This is a genomic window from Prosthecodimorpha hirschii (assembly GCF_001305515.1).
Classification (GTDB): Bacteria; Pseudomonadota; Alphaproteobacteria; order Rhizobiales; family Ancalomicrobiaceae; genus Prosthecodimorpha; species Prosthecodimorpha hirschii.
Genome location: NZ_LJYW01000001.1, coordinates 1,020,381 through 1,043,981, shown reverse-complemented (window position 1 = coordinate 1,043,981; position 23,601 = coordinate 1,020,381). Strand labels below are relative to the sequence as shown.

General features: G+C 70.1%; 22 protein-coding genes. 14 read left to right on the top strand and 8 right to left on the bottom strand.

From position 1 onward, the window contains the following. Positions 1–99: 99 nt before the first annotated feature. The 3 genes from ABB55_RS04500 to ABB55_RS04490 all read left to right on the top strand — a co-directional run bounded on the left by ABB55_RS04500 (position 100) and on the right by ABB55_RS04490 (position 1,982). Positions 100–675, top strand: a complete 576-nt coding sequence (locus ABB55_RS04500) for a nitroreductase family protein (RefSeq protein WP_054357741.1) — start codon at positions 100–102, stop codon at positions 673–675. Next, positions 675–1,286 carry a flavin reductase family protein gene (locus ABB55_RS04495; RefSeq protein WP_054357740.1) on the top strand — a complete coding sequence of 204 codons (612 nt, stop codon included), beginning with the start codon at positions 675–677 and terminating at the stop codon, positions 1,284–1,286. Before ABB55_RS04500 ends, ABB55_RS04495 begins: the two co-directional genes overlap by 1 nt. Positions 1,287–1,406: 120 nt before the next feature. Beyond that, complete coding sequence (locus tag ABB55_RS04490) at positions 1,407–1,982, top strand: biotin transporter BioY (protein ID WP_054357739.1); 576 nt, start codon at positions 1,407–1,409, stop codon at positions 1,980–1,982. 95 nt (positions 1,983–2,077) lie between these two features. Here the strand turns inward: ABB55_RS04490 and ABB55_RS04485 are convergent, their stop codons facing one another. Continuing rightward, on the bottom strand, positions 2,078–2,944 hold the full coding sequence (locus ABB55_RS04485; protein WP_054357738.1) for an HpcH/HpaI aldolase/citrate lyase family protein: 867 nt from the start codon (positions 2,942–2,944) through the stop codon (positions 2,078–2,080). A gap of 4 nt (positions 2,945–2,948) precedes the next feature. Continuing rightward, positions 2,949–3,416, bottom strand: a complete 468-nt coding sequence (locus ABB55_RS04480) for a MaoC family dehydratase (RefSeq protein ID WP_054357737.1) — start codon at positions 3,414–3,416, stop codon at positions 2,949–2,951. 188 nt (positions 3,417–3,604) lie between these two features. Between ABB55_RS04480 and ABB55_RS04475 the strand changes: the two genes are divergently transcribed. Together ABB55_RS04475 and ABB55_RS04470 are read left to right on the top strand one after the other, a co-directional pair. Continuing rightward, positions 3,605–5,323: a hypothetical protein gene (locus ABB55_RS04475; protein ID WP_054357736.1), complete on the top strand. Its 1,719-nt coding sequence runs from the start codon at positions 3,605–3,607 to the stop codon at positions 5,321–5,323. Between the two features lie 140 nt (positions 5,324–5,463). Continuing rightward, entirely contained in the window at positions 5,464–6,912 is a 1,449-nt protein-coding gene (locus ABB55_RS04470) for a DUF2336 domain-containing protein (protein ID WP_160321158.1), read from the top strand. Positions 6,913–6,963: 51 nt separating this feature from the next. On the opposite strand, the gene ABB55_RS04465 is transcribed toward ABB55_RS04470, so the two are convergent. Continuing rightward, the gene (locus tag ABB55_RS04465; RefSeq protein ID WP_054357734.1) at positions 6,964–7,524 is read right to left on the bottom strand and encodes an Hpt domain-containing protein; all 561 of its coding nucleotides are present in this window, start codon (positions 7,522–7,524) and stop codon (positions 6,964–6,966) included. 94 nt (positions 7,525–7,618) lie between these two features. Continuing rightward, positions 7,619–8,401, bottom strand: coding sequence for an NAD kinase (locus ABB55_RS04460; protein WP_054357733.1), 783 nt, complete (start codon positions 8,399–8,401; stop codon positions 7,619–7,621). A gap of 188 nt (positions 8,402–8,589) precedes the next feature. Between ABB55_RS04460 and cutA the strand changes: the two genes are divergently transcribed. Beyond that, entirely contained in the window at positions 8,590–8,934 is a 345-nt protein-coding gene (gene cutA, locus ABB55_RS04455; RefSeq protein WP_083463346.1) for a divalent-cation tolerance protein CutA, read from the top strand. Positions 8,935–9,027: 93 nt separating this feature from the next. On the opposite strand, the gene ABB55_RS04450 is transcribed toward cutA, so the two are convergent. The 3 genes from ABB55_RS04450 to ABB55_RS04445 all read right to left on the bottom strand — a co-directional run bounded on the left by ABB55_RS04450 (position 9,028) and on the right by ABB55_RS04445 (position 11,143). After that, positions 9,028–9,933 (bottom strand): cytochrome c, encoded by a 906-nt coding sequence (locus ABB55_RS04450; RefSeq protein ID WP_054357732.1) that lies wholly within the window; start codon positions 9,931–9,933, stop codon positions 9,028–9,030. 70 nt (positions 9,934–10,003) lie between these two features. Further along, positions 10,004–10,552, bottom strand: a complete 549-nt coding sequence (locus tag ABB55_RS31370) for a c-type cytochrome (protein WP_476742256.1) — start codon at positions 10,550–10,552, stop codon at positions 10,004–10,006. 162 nt (positions 10,553–10,714) lie between these two features. After that, on the bottom strand, positions 10,715–11,143 hold the full coding sequence (locus ABB55_RS04445; protein WP_244471967.1) for a ketosteroid isomerase-related protein: 429 nt from the start codon (positions 11,141–11,143) through the stop codon (positions 10,715–10,717). A gap of 296 nt (positions 11,144–11,439) precedes the next feature. On the opposite strand from ABB55_RS04445, the gene ABB55_RS04440 reads away from it, so the two are divergent. The 8 genes from ABB55_RS04440 (at position 11,440) to ABB55_RS30200 (ending at position 19,467) form a co-directional block, all read left to right on the top strand. After that, positions 11,440–12,690 (top strand): sarcosine oxidase subunit beta family protein, encoded by a 1,251-nt coding sequence (locus ABB55_RS04440; RefSeq protein ID WP_054357731.1) that lies wholly within the window; start codon positions 11,440–11,442, stop codon positions 12,688–12,690. Between the two features lie 20 nt (positions 12,691–12,710). After that, positions 12,711–13,037 (top strand): sarcosine oxidase subunit delta, encoded by a 327-nt coding sequence (locus ABB55_RS04435; protein ID WP_054357730.1) that lies wholly within the window; start codon positions 12,711–12,713, stop codon positions 13,035–13,037. After that, positions 13,034–16,036 (top strand): sarcosine oxidase subunit alpha family protein, encoded by a 3,003-nt coding sequence (locus ABB55_RS04430; protein WP_054357729.1) that lies wholly within the window; start codon positions 13,034–13,036, stop codon positions 16,034–16,036. Before ABB55_RS04435 ends, ABB55_RS04430 begins: the two co-directional genes overlap by 4 nt. Then, a complete protein-coding gene (locus ABB55_RS04425; protein ID WP_244471966.1) occupies positions 16,026–16,586 on the top strand; it encodes a sarcosine oxidase subunit gamma in 561 nt (186 codons plus the stop codon). The genes ABB55_RS04430 and ABB55_RS04425 overlap by 11 nt, the downstream gene beginning before the upstream one ends. A 94-nt stretch (positions 16,587–16,680) precedes the next feature. Further along, positions 16,681–18,036: an L-serine ammonia-lyase gene (locus ABB55_RS04420; RefSeq protein WP_054357728.1), complete on the top strand. Its 1,356-nt coding sequence runs from the start codon at positions 16,681–16,683 to the stop codon at positions 18,034–18,036. Positions 18,037–18,194: 158 nt separating this feature from the next. Further along, positions 18,195–18,386: a CsbD family protein gene (locus ABB55_RS04415; RefSeq protein ID WP_054357727.1), complete on the top strand. Its 192-nt coding sequence runs from the start codon at positions 18,195–18,197 to the stop codon at positions 18,384–18,386. Positions 18,387–18,518: 132 nt separating this feature from the next. Continuing rightward, complete coding sequence (locus ABB55_RS04410; RefSeq protein WP_054357726.1) at positions 18,519–19,187, top strand: hypothetical protein; 669 nt, start codon at positions 18,519–18,521, stop codon at positions 19,185–19,187. Positions 19,188–19,296: 109 nt separating this feature from the next. Beyond that, positions 19,297–19,467, top strand: coding sequence for a hypothetical protein (locus tag ABB55_RS30200; protein WP_160321157.1), 171 nt, complete (start codon positions 19,297–19,299; stop codon positions 19,465–19,467). Between the two features lie 379 nt (positions 19,468–19,846). Here the strand turns inward: ABB55_RS30200 and ABB55_RS04405 are convergent, their stop codons facing one another. Next, positions 19,847–23,467: a hydantoinase B/oxoprolinase family protein gene (locus ABB55_RS04405; protein ID WP_054357725.1), complete on the bottom strand. Its 3,621-nt coding sequence runs from the start codon at positions 23,465–23,467 to the stop codon at positions 19,847–19,849. Positions 23,468–23,601 lie beyond the last annotated feature (134 nt).

The window sequence follows — 23,601 nt, the reverse complement described above, 5'->3', positions numbered from 1 at the left end:
AACCGCGCATGGGGCGGATCGGAGCCATGCGTTGACAGGACTGGTGCGATCCGCTTTGCCTCGGCACGAAAGCTGTTCCAGGCCACGCGAAAGTCCCCCATGCCCGACGCGCTCGAACTCCTCAAGACCCGCCGCTCCGTCTCGGCTTTCCTGCTCGGCGATCCCGCGCCGAGCGATGCCGACATCCGGCAGATGATCGAGATCGCCGCGCGCGTCCCCGATCACGGCAAGCTGACGCCCTGGCGCTTCATCCTGTACCGGCGCGAGCAGGGCGAGCGGCTGAGCGAGCTTCTGATGCCGCTCTATCGGGCCCGCTTCCCCAATGCCGAGGCCCAGCGCGTCGAGCAGGAGCGCGGCCGCTTTTCGCGTTCGCCGGTCACCATCGGGGTGATCAGCAAGGCCGCGACCCATGCCAAGATCCCCGAATGGGAGCAGTTCCTGTCCGCCGGCGCCTCGACCATGAACCTGGTGCTCGCCGCGCACGCCCTCGGCTTCGCCGCCCAATGGGTGTCGGACTGGTGCGCGGACGACGCGGCGGCCTCCGCGATCCTCGGGGCCGGGCCGGGCGAGCGCTTCGTCGGCTTCGTCCATATCGGCACCCCGAAGGAGAAGCCGCTCGATCGGCCGCGCCCCGCCGTCGACGACATCCTGTCCAGCTGGAGCGAGGCGCGCTGATGTTCTTCCGTCCCGAAGCCCGCCCGACCGATCGCCTGCCGCATGATCCGTTCAAGGCGATCGTGGCGCCGCGCCCGATCGGCTGGATCGGCTCGATCGACGCCGAGGGACGGGCCAACCTCGCCCCCTACAGCTTCTTCAACGCGATCGGCTCGCACCCGCCGCTGGTCATGTTCTCCAGCGAAGGCCTCAAGGATTCGGTCACCAACATCCGGGCGACCGGCGAGTTCACCGCCAGCCTCGCCACCTGGGACCTGCGCCACGCGATGAATGCCAGTTCGGCGCCGCTGCCGCACGGCACCAGCGAGTTCGAGGCGACCGGCCTGACGCCCGTGCCCGGCCAGATCGTCCGGGCCCCGCGGGTCGGCGAATCGCCGGTCGCGCTCGAATGCCGGGCCATCGAGATCAAGGCGCTGGTCGATCTCGACGGCCGGCCGATCGGCAACCACATGGTGATCGGCCAGGTGGTCGGCATCCATATCGACGACGCCTATGTCATCGCGGGCCGCTTCGATCTCGCCCGCGCCCGCCCGATCACCCGCTGCGGCTACAAGGACTATGCGGTCGTGACCGAACTTTTCGCGCTCGACCGGCCGCCCGGGGCCGATTGAACCGGTCCGTCGGCGCAGAAGCGCGACCCGAGACCATCGGGCAGCTTGTTTTTGCCGGCCGGCGCGGTACAGCTTCAGACATATTCGCCTCCGCGAACCACCCTTCGACAGGTGCAGCCCATGATCTCGACGTCCGGTACCGCCCTCCCGGGTCTGACCCGCAGCCTCGCCATCGCCCCCATCTGGGCCAAGGCCGCCGCCGTTCTGGTCGGCACCGCCCTTCTGGCCGCCTCGACCCAGGTCACGGTGCCGATGTTCCCGGTTCCGATGACCATGCAGACCTGGGCGGTCCTGGTCATCGGCGCGCTCTACGGCTCGCGCCTCGGCGCCATCACGGTGCTGGCCTATATCGCCGAAGGCCTCGCCGGCCTGCCGGTCTTCACGGCGGGCGGCTTCGGCCTCGCCAAGATGATGGGTCCGACCGGCGGCTACCTGATCGGCTTCGTGATCTCCGCCTGGATGATCGGCTACGCCATGGAGCGCGGCCTCGGCCGCTCGCTCGGCACCTCGATCCTGGCCTTCACGCTCGCCCATGCGGTGGTGTTCGTGCCCGGCGTCGCCTGGCTCGCCTATCTGGTCGGCGCCGACAAGGCGATCGCGCTCGGCGTGGTGCCCTTCTTCGTCGGCTCGGTCGTCAAGACCGCCCTGGCGGTGGCGACCTACGAGGCCGCCCGCAAGGTGCCGAGCCGCGCCTGACCGGCGATCGGATCGGGTTCTCGAAATGACTGAAGGCCCGGGATGCGTCCGCGTCCCGGGCCTTCTGACGTCTACAGGCACCCGATCGGAGCCTCTCAGCCGCCGGCGCGCGCGATCAGCCGCTCGGCGCGCTTCAGATGCGGGCGGTCGAACATCTTGCCGTCGATCCCGATCACGCCGGCATCGCCGGCCGCCGCGAAGGCCGCGACGATCGCGCGGGCTTCCGCCAGCGCGGCTTCGGAGGGCGTGAAGGCGGCATTGATCACCGGAACCTGGGCCGGATGGATCGCCATCTTGGCCGTGTAGCCGTCGCGCACGGCCGCCCGGCACTCGGCGGCGAGCCCGGCCTCGTTGCGGAAGTCGACATAGACCGTGTCGATCGGCGTGACCTCCGCGGCGACCGCGCCGAGCAGGTTCATGGTCCGGGCGAACCGGAAGGTCTCCAGCCACGCGCCCGCCTCGTCCCGGTTGGCCGCGCCGATATCGGCGGCGAGATCCTCCCCGCCCCAGGCGAGGCCCTCGAGCCGATGCGAGGCGCCCCGATAGGTGCCGGTCCGGAACACCGCCTCGGCGGTCTCGGTGGCGATGGCGATGATCCGCGCCGCGCCGTCGGCCCGCCCGGTCTCCGCCTCGCGCACCGCGATCTTGGCATCGAGCCGGGTCACGTCCGGCCCGCCGCAGGCCTTGGGCAGCATGATGCCCTCCGCGCCGGCCGCGATCACGGCATCGAGATCGGCGTCGGTCAGCCCGGTGTCGAGCGCATTGACACGGACGTAAAGGCGCGGGCGCGCCGGCTCCGGGATCCGGCTGGCCAGGAATTCGGCGGCCACCCGCCGGGCTTCGGCCTTGGCCGCCGGGGCCACGGAATCCTCCAGGTCGATCAGCAGGATGTCGGCGCCCGACGCGAAGCCCTTGTCGAGCTTGCGCGGGCTGTCGCCGGGGACGAAAAGCAGGGAGCGCATGGCGTCAGGCCTCGACCGGGGACGTGGGCTTCTTCTGCAGGAATACCTGTCGCTTGCATTCCGCGACCAGAATGTCGGACTGATTGTAGGCCCGGTGCAGGTATTCGACGATGCCGGCATCGGGCCGCGAGCGGGATTCGCGCTTCGACAGGCATTCGGTCTCGACCCGGATCGTGTCGCCGTGGAAGACCGGGTGCGGGAACTTGATGTCGGTCATGCCGAGATTGGCGACGATGGTGCCGAGCGTGGTCTCGTGCACCGAAATGCCGATCAGGAGCGACAGCGTGAACAGCGAATTGACCAGCGGCCGGCCCCATTCGCTTTTGGCGGCATAGTCGAAATCGATGTGCAGGGGCTGCGGATTGTAGGTCAGGCTGGAGAACAGCATGTTGTCCATCTCGGTGCAGCTGCGCCGGATCGGATGGCGGATCACCTGGCCGACGGTCCATTCTTCGAAGTAAAGCCCGGGCATGTTTCCCCTCGATCGTTTTTCGGCGGGCCAGGGTCCGGCCATTCGGGCCTGAGTGTCAACCGGGGCGAAAGGACCGGCGTTCGGGAGATGCGGGCGTCCGGCGTGCCGCACCCGTACCGCGGCCCGCGTTAACCTCCTCTTTACCATGACGCGGCAGGTTAATGGCCGTTAACGGACCGTCAGGCCCCATGCAGATCGATCGGATTCAGCCGAGCAACCCGCAGATCTCGGCCGCCATCAAGGCGGCGAGCGATGCCACCGGCACGCCGTTCGACTATCTGGTCGCGACCGCCTATCGCGAATCGACCTTCCAGCCGGATCTGAAGGCGTCGACCTCGACGGCCACCGGCATGTACCAGTTCATCGAGCAGCAATGGCTCGAACTGGTCAAGCAGGAGGGGCCGGCGCTCGGGCTCGGCAATGCCGCCGCGGCGATCAGCGAACAGAACGGGCGTTTCACGGTCGCCGACCCGCAGGCGCGCCAGCAGATCCTCGACCTGCGCAAGGATCCGGCGCTCGCCTCGGTCATGGCCGGCAAGGTCACGGCCCGCAACGAGGCCTATCTGACCCGCGCCATCGGGCGCACGCCGAGCCAGCAGGACCTCTACGTCGCCCATGTCATGGGGCCGGCCGGCGGCGCGAAGCTGATCCGGATGGCCGAGCAGACCCCGACGGCCGCCGCCGCGACCGCCTTTCCGGCCGCGGCCGCCGCCAACCAGGCGATCTTCTACGGCCGCGACGGCCAGGCGAAATCGGCCGCCGAGGTCTACCGGTTCCTGGCCCGCTCGCACGAGGCGCGGCCGCTGCCGTCGGAGACCGCCGATCTGCGCCTGCGCGCGGCCCGCTCGACCGAGACCGGCACACCGCGGGTCAGCCCGGCCGCGCTGGCCGACATCGTGCGCGCCCAGGCGGCCGCGGATGTGTCCAGGACGGGCATTCTCGGCGTCGCCGCCTCCGGCACCGACATGAAGGCCGTGCGGACCGCGATCGGCCAGACCAGCCTGCCCGGCGAGGCGAGCGGGGCGACGGCGCCCAGCGGCGCCAATCTGCAGGGCTGGCGCGCCCGTCTGCCGTCGGATGCCTTCTCGGCGTTGCTGCGCACCGACACGGCGGCCGGACAGGGGCCGCAACTGGCGACCGGCGGGGCGCTCGGCTATGCCGATATCGCGACGGGCGGGGCGGCGCTTCAGGCCCGCGCGCCCCAATCCGGCCCGCTGGCTTTCGGTCGGACGGGCGCCAGCATGGCCGCTGCCGGCGCGGCGGCTTCCGGCCCGCCGGTCCCGGCTGCGACCCGGGCGGAGGTCCGGCCGAGCCGTCTCGTGGCCGCCCGTGCCCAGGGCGGTGCGCCCGACGCTCCGTTGCCGATGGTCACCTCGCGGCTCGGCGTCGAGCGGCCGAGCCGGTTTTCGATGGCCGCCATGGTGGAGGCCGGTCTCGGCGGCGCGAGCCGGATCACCGGCGCCGCCTCGGCGACCACGGCCATCGCGGCTCGGACCACCGCACGTCCGGTCGCCGACGTGGCGGCGGCGACAGCTGGGGCCACCACAGCGGGTGCCACCTCTGCGACCGCGGCGACCATGCGCAATCCGGTCCGCCTGGAGCCGATCTCGATCCTGCCCGCCGGCACGACCGAGCCGGCCGCCTTAGCCTCCGCAACCACGGCCGGCCGGGATGCGGCCTCGCGCAGCGCCGTGGTGGCGTCCCGGGCGGCCGGGCAGGGCACGCTCTTCACCACCGCATCGGTCGTGCCGCGCCTGTCGCGCTCTGCCGCTCCGGCGGCCACCGGCGCCACCGCCGGCACGGATGCGGCAACCCGGACCGGCGGCGTCGACGCCACCACGCCGGCTGCCGATCGGGTCCGGCGGCCCGCGGCTCCGCTCGATCTCACGCGCTACATGCCGCGCTGAGCGTCGGATCGTGGTTGCCAATTCGTGAATCCCTATAGTGAACCAATCTTTAAACCTTAGGATGGCAAGCTCCGCGACGAGAGTGTTGTGTGCGCGGGACTGTCGGGATGATCGTCGGCGAGTTTCTGAGGTGGATGGCGATGGTGGGGCCCGAACAACGGGCCTCCGCCACCGGACCTCTCGTCCGCGCCTGGCTCGGCGGCGACCTCGACGACCAGGAACGGCAGGGCATCGAGGCCCTGATGACCATCCTGCTCGACGATCCCGATCGGCGCGTCCGCCGCGCATTGGCCGAGGTGCTCGCCGATGCGCCGGAAGCCCCGCATGCCGTCGTGCTCGGCCTCGCCCAGGACGAGGAGGAGATTGCGGCGCTGGTGGTCGGCCGCTCGCCGGTGCTGATCGACGCCGAACTGGTCGATATCGCCGCCCTGGCGGGCGAGACCGTGCAGGTCGCCGCCGCCGGTCGCCGGCCGGTCTCGCCGGCGCTGGCCGCCGCGCTGGCCGAGGTGGGGGCGGCGCCGGCCCTGGTCGCGCTGATCGAGAACCGGCAGGCGGCCATCCCGCATTTCAGTCTGGACCGGATCGTAGAGCGGGCCGGCCACGAGCGCGAGGTGCGGCAGGCCATGCTCGCGCGCGCCGGCGTGCCGATCGCGATCCGCCAGACCCTGCTCGACCAACTGGCCGCCAGCCTGAAGACGATGGTCCTGGAGCGGGACTGGATGTCGGAGGAGCGCATCGACGCGCTGACCCGCGAGGCCAAGGACAAGGCGACCATCGCGCTTGCCGCCTCCGCCGAACCGCAGGAGATCGGCATCCTGGTCGCGCATCTGCGCGCCCGCGGCCAGCTGACCACGGCGCTTCTGCTGCGCGCGGCCTGCAACGGCAATATCCGTCTGCTCGGCGAGGCCCTGGCCAATCTGGCCGGCATGCCGGCCGGCCGCGTCTCGGCCCTGATGGCGGAGGGCGGCGAGGGCCCGTTCCGGGCGCTGGCGCGCAAGGCCGGTCTGCCGGAGCGGTCCCATCCGGCCTTCTGGGCGGCGATCGAGGTCAACCGCGAACTGCATGCCGACGTGGCCGCCGGTGCGCTCGACGACGCCGCGTTCACGCGGCTGGTGACCGAGCGCGTGCTGGCGCGCTGCCCCGGCGACGCCGATGCGGAATTCCGGGATCTGGTCGTGATGCTGCGCCGTCTGGCGGCCGAGGCGGCTCGCGACGCCGCGCGCCAGTTCATCGCCCGCTCGCTCGAAACGGCAGCGGACGAGGGCGTCGCCGAGCCGGCCAACGACGATGCGGCGGCCGAGGACTGGAACTGGCAGGGCAACGCCTGGGAGACCGTGGCGGCTCCGGCCTGGGAGGATCCCGATTTCGACACCGCCTTTGCAGAGGCGGTCCGCCATGCGGTCTCCGGCCATGCCGACGGCCCGATCGAGCCGGAGGCGGTCGAGCGGGCGCTCGCCGACTACGTCTTCCCGGAGGAGGCCGAGCCGGCCGGGGAGGAAGGGGCGCCCGTCGAAGGCTGGGCGGCGACGCAATCCGAGGACGACGTTCCGGCCGAGATCTACTATGCGCGCGGCATCCGCGCGGCCTGAGCGAACCGTTCTGATGCGGCTGCGGTCAGGCGGATGCCGGCGGCGGTGTGCTCAGGGCCCGCGGCCGATATGGCTCAGATACTCGTCGGTGACCTCGGTCAGCCGGTCGGCCAGCCGGACGGCGGTCTGGCTGCTCTCGTCGCGCGCATCCTCGATCACGATCGCCCGGATCGCCTGGACATGCTGGCGCACGAGTTCGTCGGGCAACAGGTCGGGCGTGGCGGCGTGGTCGAGCAGCATGCACAGGCTGGCGGCGACCCGGCCGGCGGCCGGATAGCCGAGCGTTGCCGCCTGGCCCTTGATGTCGTGGGCGCTGCGGAACAAAGCCTCCCGGCTGGCGGCGTCGAAGCTGGTATTGGCGGCCTGCTTCCAGGCCGAGAGCAGCTTCTCGGTCTCGTCGGCGATCCAGATCCCGAAGGTCGTCTCGAGGCGCTTCATGGCGGCCTCGGCCTGGGCGACCGGATCCTTCTCGCCGCGCTGGAGCTTGCGCTCCTTCACCTTGCCGCGCAGATCGATGCCCGGGGCGACGACTTCGCCGTCGGACAGATCGAAGCCGAAATCGTCGTCTTCGGGCTCGACTGCCTGTGTCGCTGCGGATTTGGAACGCGCCATCGATCGGGATCCCGGACCTCGGTTCCGGCGATCATGGCGGAGGGGCCTTTAACAATCTGTGTGCGCGGCCGGGCCGATGGTCAACAGCCGATCGTCAATACTTGAACTGTTCGGCCAGAATCCGTTCCTCCCAGCTGTGCTCGGGATCGAACATGATCAGGCTTTCCGAATGCCGGTCCTGGCGGACGGTGACCTCGCGCACGTCGCGGATCTCGGTGTGGTCGGCGGCCGCGCTCATCGGGCGCTTGTTGCCTTCCAGGACTTCGAGGCGGATCAGGGCGCGGTCGGGCACCAGGGCGCCGCGCCAGCGCCGTGGGCGGAACGGGCTGATCGGGGTCACCGCCAGCAGCGGCGCGCCGAGCGGGATGATCGGGCCGTGGGCGGACAGGTTGTAGGCGGTCGACCCCGCCGGCGTGGCGACGATCACGCCGTCGCAGGCGAGATCCTCCAGGCGGATGACCCCGTCGATGGAGAGCTTCAGGCGGCCGGCCTGATAGGTCTGCCGCCAAAGCGAGACCTCGTTGAAGGCGCGCGCCTCGTGGGCGGTGCCGGCCACGTCGACCGCCTTCATGATCAGCGGACGGATCGACGACACCTCGGCCACGGCCAGCCGATCGAGCAGGCCCTCGATGCGGAATTCGTTCATCAGGAAGCCGACCGTGCCCCGGTGCATGCCGTAGATCGGCTTGCCGGAGTTCATGAAGCGGTGCAGCGTCTGCAGCATGAAGCCGTCGCCGCCGAGCGCGACGATCACGTCGGCATGATCGGCCGGGGAGGATCCGTAGATGTGGCTGAGACGACGGCGCGCCGCCTCGGCTTCCTCGGAGGCGCTGGCCAGAAAACAGATATTGTCGAGCTTCGGCCGATACACGTCCATGGGCGCCTCGCGTGAGATCGGCGAGTATCATGCAGTCGCCATGGCGGCAAGGCGACACCCCGCCGGAGCTGTCGCGCCTGAGAGGCCCCGGCATTGGCAACCGGGGGCGTCGGCCTCCGGGGCGGGCGGATGGCGCCGAGGATACGGCTCCGTGCCGCCGACGGACGAGACCCGAAAGGAGGCGCCTGATGTCCGTGGAACTCTATGACGGCGAAGCGCTGGTGATCGTCTATTCGACCTTTCCGGAGATGGGCGCCGCCCAGGCGGTCGGGCGCGGGCTGGTCGAGGCGGGGCTCGCCGCCTGCGTCAACCTGCTGCCCGGGATGGTCTCCATCTATGCCTGGCAGGGCACGGTCGAGACGGCCGACGAGATCGTCTTCCTGGCCAAGACCCGCGCGGCGCTGGCCGAGGCGGCCATGGCGGCGATCCGGGTCGCGCATCCCTACGAGGTCCCGGCCCTGGTCGTGCTGCCGATCGCGTCTGCGGCGCGCGCCTATGGCGACTGGATTTGCGGCGAGACGGAAGCCGGGTGACGCGTCTGGGCCGTCAGCGGGCCGCAGGCCGGCGGCCGGCGCGGTCACCCCGCGCCCCGGCGATGCCGGTCCGGTGACGCCGCCGGTCCGGCCTCAGAGCTTCGGCTTCGGCGGGATCGCCTTCAGATAGGCGGCGATCGCGGCCCGGTCTTCCTTGGGCAGGTGGGACATGTTGTCGACCACCGACGTCATGGCGCCGCCGACGCTGTCGCCGTCCGGCGTCAGGCCGCTCTCCAGATAGTAGGCGATGTCGCTGGCGGACCATTTGCCGAGCGCGCCGGCATCCGGGGTGATGTTCGGGACCTTGCCGTCGCCCTCGAGCGCCTTGGCGCCGGCGAGCCAGCGCGACCGATCGGGACCGCCGATCGGATTGCGCGGCGTGTGGCACTCGCCGCAATGGCCGGCGCCCTCGACCAGATAGCGCCCGCGCGCCACCTCGGCCGGCGCCGTCAGGGCGACCACCGGGCTCGGGTCGAGATAGAGCCGCTTCCACAATCCGACGCCGCGGCGGATGTTGAACGGGAAGGACAGCTGGTTCGGCGGCGCCGCCTCCGCGATCTTCGGCAGCGTCTTGAGGTAGCCGGCGAGGTCGACCACGTCGTCGAGCTTCATCCGCGCATAGGAGGCGTAGGGGAAGGCAGGATAATAGTGCCGGCCGTCCGGCGACAGGCCGCGCGTCATGGCATTGGCGAGATCGAGCGCCGACCACCGGCCGATGCCGTTGGTCTCGTCCGGCGAGATGTTCGGCGCCACGAAGCGGCCGAACGGCGTGTCGAAGGCCTGGCCGCCGCCGAGCTTCAGCTTCTCGGCATCCTTGGCCCCCTTGGCGGCGTGGCAGGAGGCGCAGCCGCCGGTCCAGAAGATCCGTTCGCCATTGGCGATGTCCGGCTGCCGGTTCGGCAGGGCCGCGGCGGCCAACGGATCCGGCGCCGTGAGCACCCAGAAGGCTCCGGCGCCGAGAGCGCCGAGAACGAGGGCGGCGGTGAACAGGCGCTTCATGCTCGGCACTCCGGTCGATGGCCTTCAGATGCGAACGGCCCCGATGTCCTGGACATCGGGGCCGCGGCGGTCAAGAGTGGATGATCAGCTCTTCTTCAGGCGGAAATCGTCGTGGCAGCCCTTGCAGGTGCCGCCGAGCGCACCGACCGCGGCCTTGACGCCGTCCAGATCCTTGCCGGCGACCGCGGCCTGCGCGCCCGCCACCTGCTCGAGCTTGGCGAGCGCGGCCTTGAAGCCGGCCATGTCCGTCCAGATCCTTGCCGGCGACCGCGGCCTGCGCGCCCGCCACCTGCTCGAGCTTGGCGAGCGCGGCCTTGAAGCCGGCCATGTCCGTCCAGATCTTCGGCGCGGCGGCGGTCTCGGCGCCCTTGTCGCTGCCGGCCGGGAAGAGCGCATCGAAGCCCTTGGCCTTGGCCGCCATGGTCTCGACGGCCGCCTTGGCCTTCGCCGAATCATAGGCCTCTTCGCCCTTGACCATCTTGACCAGCGCGCCCATCGAGCCGCCGATCGCCTTCATGGCCTCCTGGCGCTGCTTGATCACGTCAGCCTGGGCAAACGCCACGCCTCCCGCCACGACAACGGCCAGAGCGGCCCCGACGATGCCAGCGAATACCTTCATTCTCTTCTCCCCATTTTCTGCGAAACGAGAACCCGGTCCGGGTCCGTCGCAAGCCTATCCGCCCGCGAATGTCGCGAAGATGAGGGGAGGCTGTCCTTTTGAGCGATTCAAAGAAACGTGAGATCGTCCCGGTGAACGTACTGTCCATGAATTGGAAACAATCTAAACGGTGACCTGGCGCAGCCAAGCCTGCAGATCATACCAGTCCGTCACCCGAGCTATGCGTTCGTCGCGGATCTCGAACAGAGCCCTGCCTCGGACGCGATAGGCCTGGCCGGTCGCCTCCGGCATCTCGATCTCTGACGGATGGGCACGGTCGGTTTCGAGATAGCGGCCGTCGACCGTGAATTCCGCTGCGGCATTTTCGCCGCCGTCCGTCGCCATCACCACCAGGTCGTCGACCTGCTCGTGATAGCAGCGGTTCATCCGCTCCATGCAGAGGGCGAAGTCCGCCTTGCCGATCTCGCGGCCGCCCTGACTCACGTCGTGAATCACGTCCTCCGTGAGCAGCGCAAGCGTGCCCGGGATGTCGCGGGCATTGAAACAGTCGTAGTAGGCGCGGACGAGTTCGAGCGTTTCCATGCGGGCCATGGCGGTTTCCCTCGTGCGGCGTGCGTCTGCCGCGACCGGTCTTCTGGCGGACCAGCACAAGCCATAGACCGCATTCCTCGGACCTTCAAAGCGTCGGCACGCCGCAGGCGGAACCAAATCCGAACCCGGGCGGGATATCAACAGCCCAAGCGGCCGGTCTTGTCGGAAAACGACCTCTGGTCTGTCGCATCGGCACAAGCCCGCGGGGGCTTGCCGTGCGGTTATCCGGACTGCCCGGCCGTGTCGGCCTATCCGCCGCGCCGCTCGGAGCCGTCGCGCTTTCCGGAGTTCGCCCCTTGCGCTTCTCGTTCGCTTCGCTTCTCCGCAACGCCTTTTCGGCCCATACCGGCTGGCCGGAACAGTGGCGTTCGCCGGAGCCGAAAGCCGCCTATGACGTGATCATCGTCGGTGCCGGCGGCCATGGCCTTGCCACGGCTTACTATCTGGCGGCCGAGCACGGCATCACCAATGTGGCGGTGGTCGAGCGCGGCTGGCTCGGCGGCGGCAATACCGGGCGCAACACCACGATCATCCGCTCCAACTATCTCTGGGAGGAGTCGGAGGCGCTCTACGATCACGCCCTCGACCTGTGGCAGGACCTGTCCCAGGTGCTGAACTACAACGTCATGTATTCCCCTCGGGGCGTCATGATGCTGGCGCATACCGTCCACGACGTGCAGGTCTCCAAGCGCCACGTCCATGCCAACCGCCTGGCCGGCATCCAGAACGAGTGGCTGTCGCCGGAAGAGGCCAAGGCCTTCTGCCCGCCGCTGAACATCTCCAGGGATATCCGCTATCCGGTGATGGGCGCGGCCCTGCAGCGCAAGGGCGGCGTCGCCCGCCACGATGCGGTCGCCTGGGGCTATGCGCGGGCCGCCTCCGCGCTCGGCGTCGACATCATCCAGAATTGCGAGGTCACGGCGATCCGGCGCGGGCCGGACGGTGCCGTCACCGGCATCGAGACCACCAAGGGGCCGATCGGGGCCAAGAAGATCGGCGTCGTCGCGGCCGGCCACACCTCGGTGGTGATGGGCATGGCCGGCCTGCGCATGCCGCTCGAAAGCTACCCGCTGCAGGCGCTGGTCTCCGAGCCGCTGAAGCCGGTCTTCCCCTGCGTGGTCATGTCCAACACCATCCACGCCTACATCTCCCAGTCCGACAAGGGCGACCTGGTGATCGGCGCGGGCACCGACCAATATGTCTCCTATTCGCAGACCGGCGGCCTGCACATCACCACCCACACGCTCGACGCGATCTGCGAACTGTTCCCGATGTTCCGCCGCGTGCGCATGCTGCGCAACTGGGGCGGCATCGTCGACGTGACCCCGGACCGTTCGCCGATCCTGGCCAAGACGCCGGTCAAGGGGCTCTTCGTCAATTGCGGCTGGGGCACCGGCGGCTTCAAGGCGACGCCCGGCTCCGGCCATGTCTTCGCCCATACGATCGCGCGCGACGAGCCGCATCCGAAGAACGCCCCGTTCACGCTCGAACGCTTCCGCGACGGCCGTCTCATCGACGAAGCCGCGGCTGCCGCCGTCGCACACTGATCCAGAGCCCGGTCGAAACCATGCTGCTCATCACCTGTCCCATCTGCGGGCCGCGGCCCGAGATCGAGTTCCGCAACATGGGCGAGGCCCATATCGCGCGGCCGACGCCCGAGGGCACGTCCGACGACGACATGGCGGCCTTCCTGTATCTGCGCTCCAATCCGAAGGGGCTGATCGCGGAGCGCTGGCGCCATGTCCACGGCTGCGCGCGCTTCTTCAATGCGGTCCGCCACACGGTCACCGACAAGTTCGTGACCGTCTACGAGGTCGGCGCGCCGAAGCCCGATCTGGCGGCGCTCGCCGCCGATCTCGCCGCCGATCTGGCCGCCAGGGAGGCGGGACGATGAGCCAGACCTTCCGCCGCCCCGAGGGCGGGCGCATCAAGCGCAACAAGCCGGTCGCCTTCCGCTTCGACGGCCGCGCGCTGACCGGCTACGAGGGCGACACGCTCGCCTCCGCGCTGCTGGCCAACGGCGTCCACCTGGTCGGCCGCTCGTTCAAGTATCACCGCCCGCGCGGCATCCTGACCGCCGGCGCCGAGGAGCCGAACGCGCTCGTCACCGTCTCGCGCGATGCCGCCCGCTCGACGCCGAACCTGCGCGCGACCCAGGTCGAGATCTACGAAGGCATGACGGCGGAGAGCCAGAACCGCTGGCCGAGCCTCGCCTTCGACGCCAGCGCGGTCAACGACCTGCTCTCGCCGATCTTCGTGTCCGGCTTCTACTACAAGACCTTCATGTGGCCGGCGAAGTTCTGGACGTCGGTCTACGAGCCGCGCATCCGCGCCGCCGCCGGCCTCGGCAAGGCGCCGGAGCTGCCCGATCCCGACCGCTACCAGTCGCGCTTCGCCCATTGCGACGTGCTGGTCATCGGCGCCGGCCCGGCCGGCCTCGCCGCCGCGCTCGCCGCCATGGAGTCCGGCGCCCGGGTCATCCTGTGCGACGAGCAGGCCGAAATGGGCGGCTCGCTCCTGTCCGATCCGGACGTGACCATCGAGGGCCAGAGCGGCCGGCAGTGGTCGACCGACGTGATCATGGCGCTGGCCCTGTCCGACCGGGTCACCTGCCTGACCCGCACCACGGCCTTCGGCTATTTCGCCGACAATTTCGTCGCGCTGGCCGAGCGCATCACCGACCACATGGCGACCCCGCCGGCTTCCAGCCCGCGCGAGCGGCTGTGGCAGGTGCGCGCCAAGCAGGTCGTGATCGCCACCGGCGCCCTCGAACGCCCGCTGGTCTTCCCCGAGAACGACCGGCCCGGCATCCTGTTCGCCGATGCCGCCCGCACCTACCTGAACCGCTACGGCGTCATGGCCGGCCGCAAGACGGTCGTCGCCACCGCCTGCGACAGCGCCTATCTGGCCGCGCTCGACCTGCACCGCGCCGGCGTCGAAGTGCCGGCGATCCTCGACATCCGCCGCGAGGGCGGCGCGCTGACGGCGGCCGCAAGGGCGGCCGGCATCCGGGTCGAGACCGGCGCGACCGTGACCGGCACGCGCGGCCGCCTGCGCGTCGCCTCGGTCGAGTTCGGCCATGTCCAGGCCGACGGCTCGGTCCGCCACGATGCGGTGCTGCCCTGCGACAGCCTGCTGATGTCGGGCGGCTGGACGCCGACCTTGCACATGTTCTCCCAGTCGCGCGGCAAGCTGCGCTACGAGGAGGTGACCGGCCGCTACCTGCCGGGGCGCTCCGCCGAGCACGAGCGCTCGGCCGGCGCCTGCAACGGCACCATGGCGCTCGGCGCCGTGCTCGACGAGGGCTATGCGGCCGGCGAGAATGCCGCGCGTGCGGCGGGCCTTGCCACCCGCGGCACCAAGACCTTCGCGGTCGCCGGCGCCACCACGCCGGACGGCCAGGTGCTCGGCGCCCTGCCGCACGATCGCAATCCCGGCCGGGTCAAGGCCTTCGTCGACTTCCAGCACGACGTGACCGCCAAGGACATCAAGCTCGCCGTGCGCGAGGGCTTCCGCTCGATCGAGCATGTCAAGCGCTACACCACCACCGGCATGGCGACCGACCAGGGCAAGACGTCCAACATGAACGCGCTCGCCATCGCGGCCGGCGCGCTCGACAAGCCGATCCCGGCGGTCGGCCTGACCACCTTCCGCATGCCCTATACGCCGACCACCTTCGGCATCTTCGCCAACACCTCGCGCGGCGACCTGTTCGATCCGGTGCGCCGGACCTCGACCCATGACTGGGCCGCGGCGGCCGGCGCCGAATTCGAGAATGTCGGCATGTGGAAGCGGGCCTGGTACTTCCCCCGCCAGGGCGAGAGCATGCATGCCGCGGTCGACCGCGAATGCCGCACGGTGCGCGCGGCGGTCGGCATCTTCGATGCCTCCACGCTCGGCAAGATCGAGGTGGTCGGTCCGGATGCGGCCGAGTTCATGCACCGGATCTACGTCAATCCGTTCCTGAAGCTGGAAGTCGGCCGCTGCCGCTACGGCATCATGTGCCGCGACGACGGCTTCGTCTATGACGACGGTGTCGTCGGCCGCATCGCCGCCGATCGCTTCCACGTCACCACCACGACCGGCGGCGCCCCGCGCGTCCTCTCGCACATGGAGGACTATCTCCAGACCGAGTGGACCGACCTCAAGGTCTGGCTGACCTCGACCACCGAGCAATGGGCGGTGATCGCCGTGCAGGGCCCGAAGGCGCGCGAGGCGATCGCGCCGCTGATCGAGGGCATCGACCTGTCCAAGGCCGCCATGCCGCATATGAGCGTGCGTATGGGCACCATCCTGGGCGTGCCCTGCCGCCTGTTCCGCATGAGCTTCACCGGCGAACTCGGCTTCGAGATCAACGTGCCGGCGGCCTACGGCAAGGCGATCTGGGAGGCCGTCCACGCCCGGGTCGTGGCGCTCGGCGGCTGTCCCTACGGCACCGAGGCCATGCATGTGCTGCGCGCCGAGAAGGGCTACATCATCGTCGGCCAGGATACCGACGGCACGGTGACGCCCGACGAGGCCGGGGTCGGCTGGGCGGTCGGCAAGTCGAAGCCGGATTTCGTCGGCAAGCGCGGCCTTGCCCGCGCCGACCTCCTGAAGCCCGGCCGCACCCAGCTGGTCGGTCTCGCCACGGTCGATCCGAAGGTCGTGCTGGAAGAGGGCGCGCAGATCACGCCGGACGCCGATCCGGCGCCGCGCACCCATGCGATCGGCCACGTCACCTCGGCCTATCATTCCGCCGTGCTCGGCCGCTCGATCGCGCTCGCCATGGTCGAGCGCGGCCGGTCGCGGCTCGGCGAGACGCTGCATGTGCCGATGCCGGGCGGCGCCATTGCCGTGACGGTGGTCGACCCGGTCTTCTACGACAAGGAGGGAGGTCGCCTTGACCCCTGAGATCAAGCGCGTCGGCGCCTTCGAGGGCCTGCCGGCCTTTCCGGCCACCTCGCGCGTCAAGGCGGTGCCGACCGGCCCGCTTGCCCGCATCCTGTTCCGCGGCAGCCCGGCGGCGGCCGCGTCCGTCTCGGCCGTCTTCGGCGCGCCCCTGTCGACCGTGCCGATGCGCGCCGGCGAGGCGGGCGGGCGCGCCGCGCTCTGGCTCGGCCCGGACGAATGGCTGCTGATCGGCCGCGACGGGGAGGGCGAGGCGATCCTCGCCGCCATCGCCGGCGCGGTCGCCGAGCCGCACAGCGCGGTCGATGTCGGCCATCGCAACACCGGACTGGTGCTGTCGGGCGCGCGCGCCGTCGACGTGCTCAATGCCGGCTGCCCGCTCGACCTGCATCCCTCCGCGTTCCCGATCGGCATGTGCACCCGCACCCTGCTCGGCAAGGCCGAGATCGTGCTCTGGCGCCAGGCCGCCGACCGGTTCCATATTGAGGGCTGGCGCTCCTTCGCGCCCTATCTGCTCGGCTTCCTCGCCGAGGCGGCGCGGGAATACGCCTGAAGCCCGGGTGGCGGGCCGGAGCGGCGGGTGGGGCCGCCCGCGTCCGGCTAGCCTCAGGGCGGGCAGGAACGGCGACAGGCAGGGCGGGCCATCGATGATCAGCGTCTTCGACCTCTTCAAGATCGGCATCGGGCCGTCCTCCTCGCATACGGTCGGGCCGATGCGGGCTGCCAAGGCCTTCGCGGACGGGCTCGTCGGCGAGCGCTTCAAGCGCGTCGAGGTGCGGCTCTACGGCTCGCTCGCCTGGACCGGCAAGGGCCACGGCACCGACAGGGCCGTGATTCTCGGGCTTGCCGGCCTGGTTCCCGACCTGGTCGATCCCGACGAGGCGCGCATGCTCGCGGAGGCGGTCGAGGCCGACCAGCTCCTCGCGGTCGCCGACCGGATCATCGAATTCGACCCGGCGCGGGACCTCGTCTTCGACTTCGACACGCCGACGGAAGGCCATCCGAACACGATGCGCTTCGCCGCCTTCGCGGCCGACGGCCGGACGCTCGCCGAGGAGACCTGGTATTCGATCGGCGGCGGCTTCGTGGTCCGGGCCGGCGAGGATCTGGTCGGGGCCGCCGACGAGGCGCCGCTGCCCTTTCCCTATCGCTCCGGCGACCAGCTGCTCGCCATGGGCCAGAGGTCGGGTCAGACGATCGCCGCCATGGTCTGGGCGAACGAGCGCGCCCAGCGCCGCGCCGAGGCGGTGACGGCGCATCTCGACCGGATCGCCGAGACCATGTTTCAGTGCATCGAGCGCGGCATGCGCCATGACGGCGAACTGCCCGGCGGGCTGAAGGTCAAGCGCCGCGCGCGCCCCTTTGCCGAGCGCTTGGAGCAGGATCGCCGTTCCAATCATCGCATGCCGCATGAGGTGATGGACTGGGTCAGCCTGTTCGCCATGGCGGTGAACGAGGAGAATGCCGCCGGCGGCCGCGTCGTCACCGCACCGACCAACGGTGCGGCCGGGGTCGTGCCGGCGGTGCTGCGCTATTATCGCGACTTCTGCGAGGGCGCGAACGAAGAGGGCATCCACGCCTTCCTGCTGACCGCGACCGCGATCGGCGGCCTCTTCAAGCTCAATGCCTCGATCTCGGGCGCCGAGGTCGGCTGCCAGGGCGAGGTCGGCGTCGCCTGTTCGATGGCGGCGGCCGGGCTGGCCGCGGCGCTCGGCGGCACCAACGAGCAGATCGAGAATGCCGCCGAGATCGGCATGGAGCATCATCTCGGCATGACCTGCGACCCGATCGGCGGGCTGGTCCAGATCCCGTGCATCGAGCGCAACGCCTTCGGGGCCATCAAGGCGATCAACGCCGCCTCGATGGCGCTGAAGGGCGACGGCACGCACCGCGTCAGCCTCGACCAGGTCATCGCGACCATGCACCAGACCGGCAAGGACATGGCCAGCAAGTACAAGGAAACCTCCCTCGGCGGCCTCGCCGTCAATGTGCCGGAGTGCTGAGGCCGCAGTGCTGAGGCCGGGGTAACGCCGGGGTCGGCGACCCGCCGTCGAAAATCGGTAGTCGGGATGGAACCGGGTGCCGGAGCGGACGTTGTCTGTACATCGCGACGCACAATACTGGGTGCGTATTCGAGAAACAGACAACGGAGAGCATTCCGATGGGCAGCATGACCGACAAGGTTAAGGGCGTCGCCAACGAGGCGATCGGCAATGTCAAGCAGGGCATCGGCAAGGCGACCGGCGACACGGAACTGCAGGCCGAGGGCTGGGTGCAGGAGCGCAAGGGCGAAGCGCAGAAGGCGGTCGGCGAAGCCAAGGATGCGGTGAAGAAGACCATCGACAAGGTCTGACGCTCATCTTCGCCATGAAATCGAACGGCGTCGGCCTCAAGGCCGGCGCCGTTTCGTTTGAGGATCGTCCGGACCGCCCCCGACTCCCCTGAATTCGATGTCGGGCGGCGGCCTCAGCCCCCGAGGATCCCGATGCCCGTCCGCCATGTCCTGCGCCGTGCCGCCCTGACCGTCTGCCTGATCCCGGCATTGGCGTCCGGGCTCTCGGCGGCGGAGCGCTTCGAACCGTCCGGCATGAGCCTGCGCGACCGCGCCCGCGCCGAGTTCGGCGATGGTGGCGGCGGCGATCCGGCGCAAACCGACCCGTCGCCCGTGGCCGGCACCCCAGCCGGCACCCCGGCCTTGAGCGTCCCGGCCGGCACGACGGCCGAGGCCGGCCTCCGGGCGCCCGACTGGCGCCCTTACCGCAGCGACCGGCACGGTTTCGCCTTTGATTATCCGGCCGGCCTGTTCGCTTCCCGTACGGCGCTGCCCGACGGGGTCGGCGAGACGCTGGTTTCGACCGACGGCACGCTGCGGCTGTCCGCCTTCGCCCTGCCGGATCCGGCCGCCCGTCCGCTCGCGGCCGTCGCCGCCGACTATCTGCGCGAGGCCGGCAATCCGCCGGTCGGCTACCGGCGCCTGACCCGCAACGGCCATCTCGTGATTTCGGGCAATCGCGGCGACGAGGTCTTCTACCTGCGTCTGGCGCGCGGCGGCGACGGCGTGCATGGCGTCGAACTGCGCTATCCGCGCCGCGACGAGCGGCGCTTCGACGCTCTCGTCACGCGCGTCTCGCTGAGTTTCCGCCCTGGCTTCTGACAGGCGCGGCGCGGGCGATCCGGCGGCGGGAACGTTCCGTCCGGTTCGCGGGTTGACCTTCCACAAGGCGCCGGCCCCTGCCGGCCGCCGGAACCGGGAGGAACACCCCATGCAGCTCAACCCCCGCCATGTCCGCAAGGATGAGGTCGAACAGGTGCCGCTGAAGGAGAAGCCCAAGATGGAAGACGCCAAGGCCCGCGAGGACAAGCGCCTCGACGAGGGCGTCGAGGAAAGCTTCCCGGCGAGCGACCCGGTCTCGGTCAAGATCACCAAGATCTGACGCTGTCGGATGAGCCGGCGCCTGGATCATCGACCGCCGGCTCAGTTGTTGCGAACAATTCAAGAGGCCGGCTGTGTGGGCTGGACCGCGAGGATTTCGGGGTCGGTCGATCGACCCCCTCGTCCGGCCTTCGCTCCCCTTCTCGCCCCTTGGGGGGAGAAGGGAAACGCGTTGAAAGATCGAAATTTCAACCGCTGAATTCAGGCCGTCGATCATCCCACTCTTCGGACGGCCTGTCCGATTTCGCGCCGATCCTATTCCATCGGCCCCATCCCCTTCGCCCCCTCCGGGGAGAAGCGGACCCCAGGCTGGACGAGGGGCGCGATGCCGCGGCCCCATCCGAAAGTCGCGGTCCGAGCCCCTCGATCGTCGGGACCCGTCAGGCTGCCCCGTAGCCGCCCGAGGTCGGCGTCACCACCGTGATCGCCTCGCCGGGTTCCAGCACGGTCTGGCCGCAGCCGCCGAGATCCTCGGTCGTGCCGTCGCGGCGGCGCACCGTGTTGGAGCCGAGTTCGCCCGGGCCGCCGCCGGCCATGCCGAAGGGGTGGAGGCGGCGGTGGCCGGACAGGACGGCGCAGTCCATCCGTTCCAGGAAGCGGATCGTGCGCCGCGTGCCGTCGCCGCCGGGATGCGCGCCGCGCCCGCCCGAGCCGCGACGGACGACGAATTCCTCGAGCACGACGGGGAAGCGCGTCTCCAGGATTTCCGGGTCGGTCAGGCGCGAATTGGTCATGTGGACATGGACCGCATGGGCGCCGTCCCAGGTCGGGCCGGCCGGCGCGCCGGAGCAGATGGTCTCGTAATACTGGTAGCGGTCGTTGCCGAAGGTCAGGTTGTTCATGGTGCCCTGGCTGCACGACATGGCGCCGAGCGCGCCGAACAGCGCGTTGGTCACCGCCTGGCTGACCTCGACATTGCCGGCCACGACCGCAGCCGGATAGCGCGGGCTGAGCATGGTCGCCTCCGGCACGACGATGTCGATCGGCCGCAGGCAGCCGGCATTCATCGGGATGGCGTCGTCGACCATGACGCGGAAGACGTAGAGCACGGCCGCGCGGGTGACGGGGGCGGGGGCGTTGAAATTGTCGTCGCGCTGCGCCGACGTGCCGGTGAAGTCGACGGTCGCCCGCCGCCCCGCGCGGTCGACCGTAATGCGCATCTTGATGACGCAGCCCTGGTCCATTTCGAGTTCGAAGGCGCCGTCGGCGAGCCGGTCGAGCACCCGGCGCACGCTTTCGGCCGCATTGTCCTGGACATGGCCCATATAGGCCTCGACCACGTCGAGCCCGAAATGGGCGATCATCTTGCGCAGTTCCGCGACGCCCTTGGCGTTGGCGGCGATCTGCGCCTTCAGGTCGTTGACGTTCTGCACCACGTTGCGGACCGGGTAGGGGCCGCCGGTCAGGAGGGCGATCAGGTCGGCCTCGCGGAAGCGGCCCTCGTCGACCAGCTTGAAATTGTCGATATAGACGCCTTCCTCCTCGATCCGGGTCGCCCGCGGCGACATCGAGCCGGGAGCGATGCCGCCGACATCGGCGTGATGGCCGCGGCTGGCCACCCAGAACTGGATGCGTTCGCCCGCCGCGTCGAAGACCGGCGTGCAGACGGTGATGTCGGGCAGATGCGTGCCGCCGTTATAGGGCGCGTTGAGGGCGAAGACGTCGCCCGGCCGGATCACCGGGTTCTGGCGGATGACCGTCTCGACCGAACGGTCCATCGAGCCGAGATGCACCGGCATGTGCGGCGCATTGGCGACCAGGGCGCCGTCGCGGTCGAACACCGCGCAGGAGAAGTCGAGCCGCTCCTTGATGTTGACCGAATAGGCCGTGTTCTGCAGCGTCACGCCCATCTGCTCGGCGATCGACATGAAGAGATTGTTGAAGATCTCCAGCATGACCGGATCGGCCGTGGTGCCGACCGCGGCGCGGTGGACCATCGCCTCGGTCCGGTCGAGCACCAGATGGTCGCGGCCCGTCAGGCGCGCGCGCCAGCCGTCCTCGACCACGATGGTCTGGTTCGGCTCGATGATGATCGCCGGCCCGGCGACCGCATGGCCCGGGGCGAGCCGGTCGCGGGTGAAGACGCCGGCCTCGCGCCAGCGGCCACGGCTGAAGAAGCGCGTCCGGCGCACCGGCTCGGGCGCGCCCTCGGCGGTCTCGGGATGCTCGGGCTCGACGAAGCGCGCCGCCCCGCCGATCGCCTCGACCGAGACCGCATCGACCACCATCGGCTTGTCGGCATCGACGAAACCGAAGCGGGCCTTGTGGGCGGTCAGGAAGGCCTCGCGCATGGCCGGGCGATGGTCGGCGACGATCCGCCCGCCGGCCACGTCATAGGCAGCGACTTCCAGCGCCGTGTCGGTGCCCTGGTAGCGGATATGGGCACGGACATGGGTCACGACCTCGTCGGCCGGCACGCCTTGGCCGTCGAGTTCCTGCCGGCAGACCGTGCCGAGCGCCTCGCCCAGCGTCTCGATGGCCGCGTCCGAGCCTTCCAGCGCCGCGCCGAGCGCCTGCACCCGCGTAGCGCGGATGTCGGCGAGGCCCATGCCGTAGGCGGAGAGCAGGCCGGAGAGGGGATGGATCAGCACGCGCGTCATGCCGAGCGCGTCGGCGACCAGGCAGGCATGCTGGCCGCCGGCGCCGCCGAAGCAGTTCAGCACATAGCCGGTCACGTCGTAGCCGCGCTGCACCGAGATGCGCTTGATCGCCTCGGCCATGTTGGCGATGGCGATCTGGATGAAGCCGTCGGCGACCTCCTCGGCACTGCGCCCGTCGCCGACCTCGGCCGCCAGCGCGGCGAAGCGGTCGCGGACCGTCTCGGCATCGAGCGGCTGGTCCTGGCCGGGGCCGAAGATGGCCGGGAAATGGTCCGGGATCAGCTTGCCGACCATGACATTGGCGTCGGTGACGGCGAGCGGGCCGCCGCGCCGGTAGCAGGCCGGGCCCGGATTGGCGCCGGCCGAATCCGGGCCGACGCGGAAGCGGGCGCCGTCGAAATGCAGGATCGAGCCGCCGCCGGCCGCGACCGTGTGGATCAGCATCATCGGCGCGCGGATGCGCACGCCGGCGACCTCGGTGTCGAAGGCACGCTCATAGGCGCCGTCATAATGCGCCACGTCGGTCGAGGTGCCGCCCATGTCGAAGCCGATGACGCGCTCGAAGCCGGCCGACCGGCCGGTCTCGGCCAGCCCGACCACGCCGCCGGCCGGCCCGGATAGGATCGCGTCCTTGCCCTGGAACAGGGTGGCGGCGGTCAGCCCGCCCGACGACATCATGAACATCAGCCGCGCACCGGAGCGCTCGACATCGAGCTCCTCGGCGACCTGGCCGACATAGCGGGCGAGGATCGGCGACAGATAGGCGTCGACCACGGTCGTGTCGCCGCGCCCGACCAGCTTGATCAGGGGCGAAACCTCGTGGCCGACCGAGACCTGCGCGAAGCCGATCTCGCGGGCGAGGGCGGCGAGCGCCTTCTCGTGGGCGGTGTACCGCCAGGCGTGCATCAGCGAGATGGCGACCGCATCGAACCCGTCGGCGCGGGCTTGCGCCAGCGCGGCGCGGGCGCCGTCGAGATCGAGCGGCCGTTCCACCGTGCCGTCGGCGAGCACGCGCTCGTCGACCTCGACGACGCGCTCGTAGAGCTGCTCGGGCTTCACGATCGCCTTGGCGAAGATGTCCGGGCGGTCCTGGTAGGCGATCTCCAGGCTGTCGCGGAAGCCGCGGGTGGTCACCAGCAGGGTACGGTCGCCCTTGCGCTCCAGGAGCGCGTTGGTGGCGACCGTCGTGCCCATGCGCACCTCGCCGACCACGCCGGCCGGGATCGGCGCCCCGGCGGCGAGCCCGAGATGGGTCCGGATGCCGGCGACCGCCGCATCCCGGTAGGCTTCGGGATTTTCGGAGAGCAGTTTCAGGGCATGGATCTTGCCAGCCGGATCGCGCCCGATCACGTCCGTGAAGGTGCCGCCGCGATCGATCCAGAAATCCCAAACTTGCGCCATGTCCAGCCTCGAGCCGTTCGATTTGAAAACGACGATAACTTGTCGAGATTTTGTTGACAAGCCGGCAAGCCGATGGAACAGTCCGGTCACGGTCCGGACGCCACGCGGCAGGCCGGAATCTTTGACGGAGGACA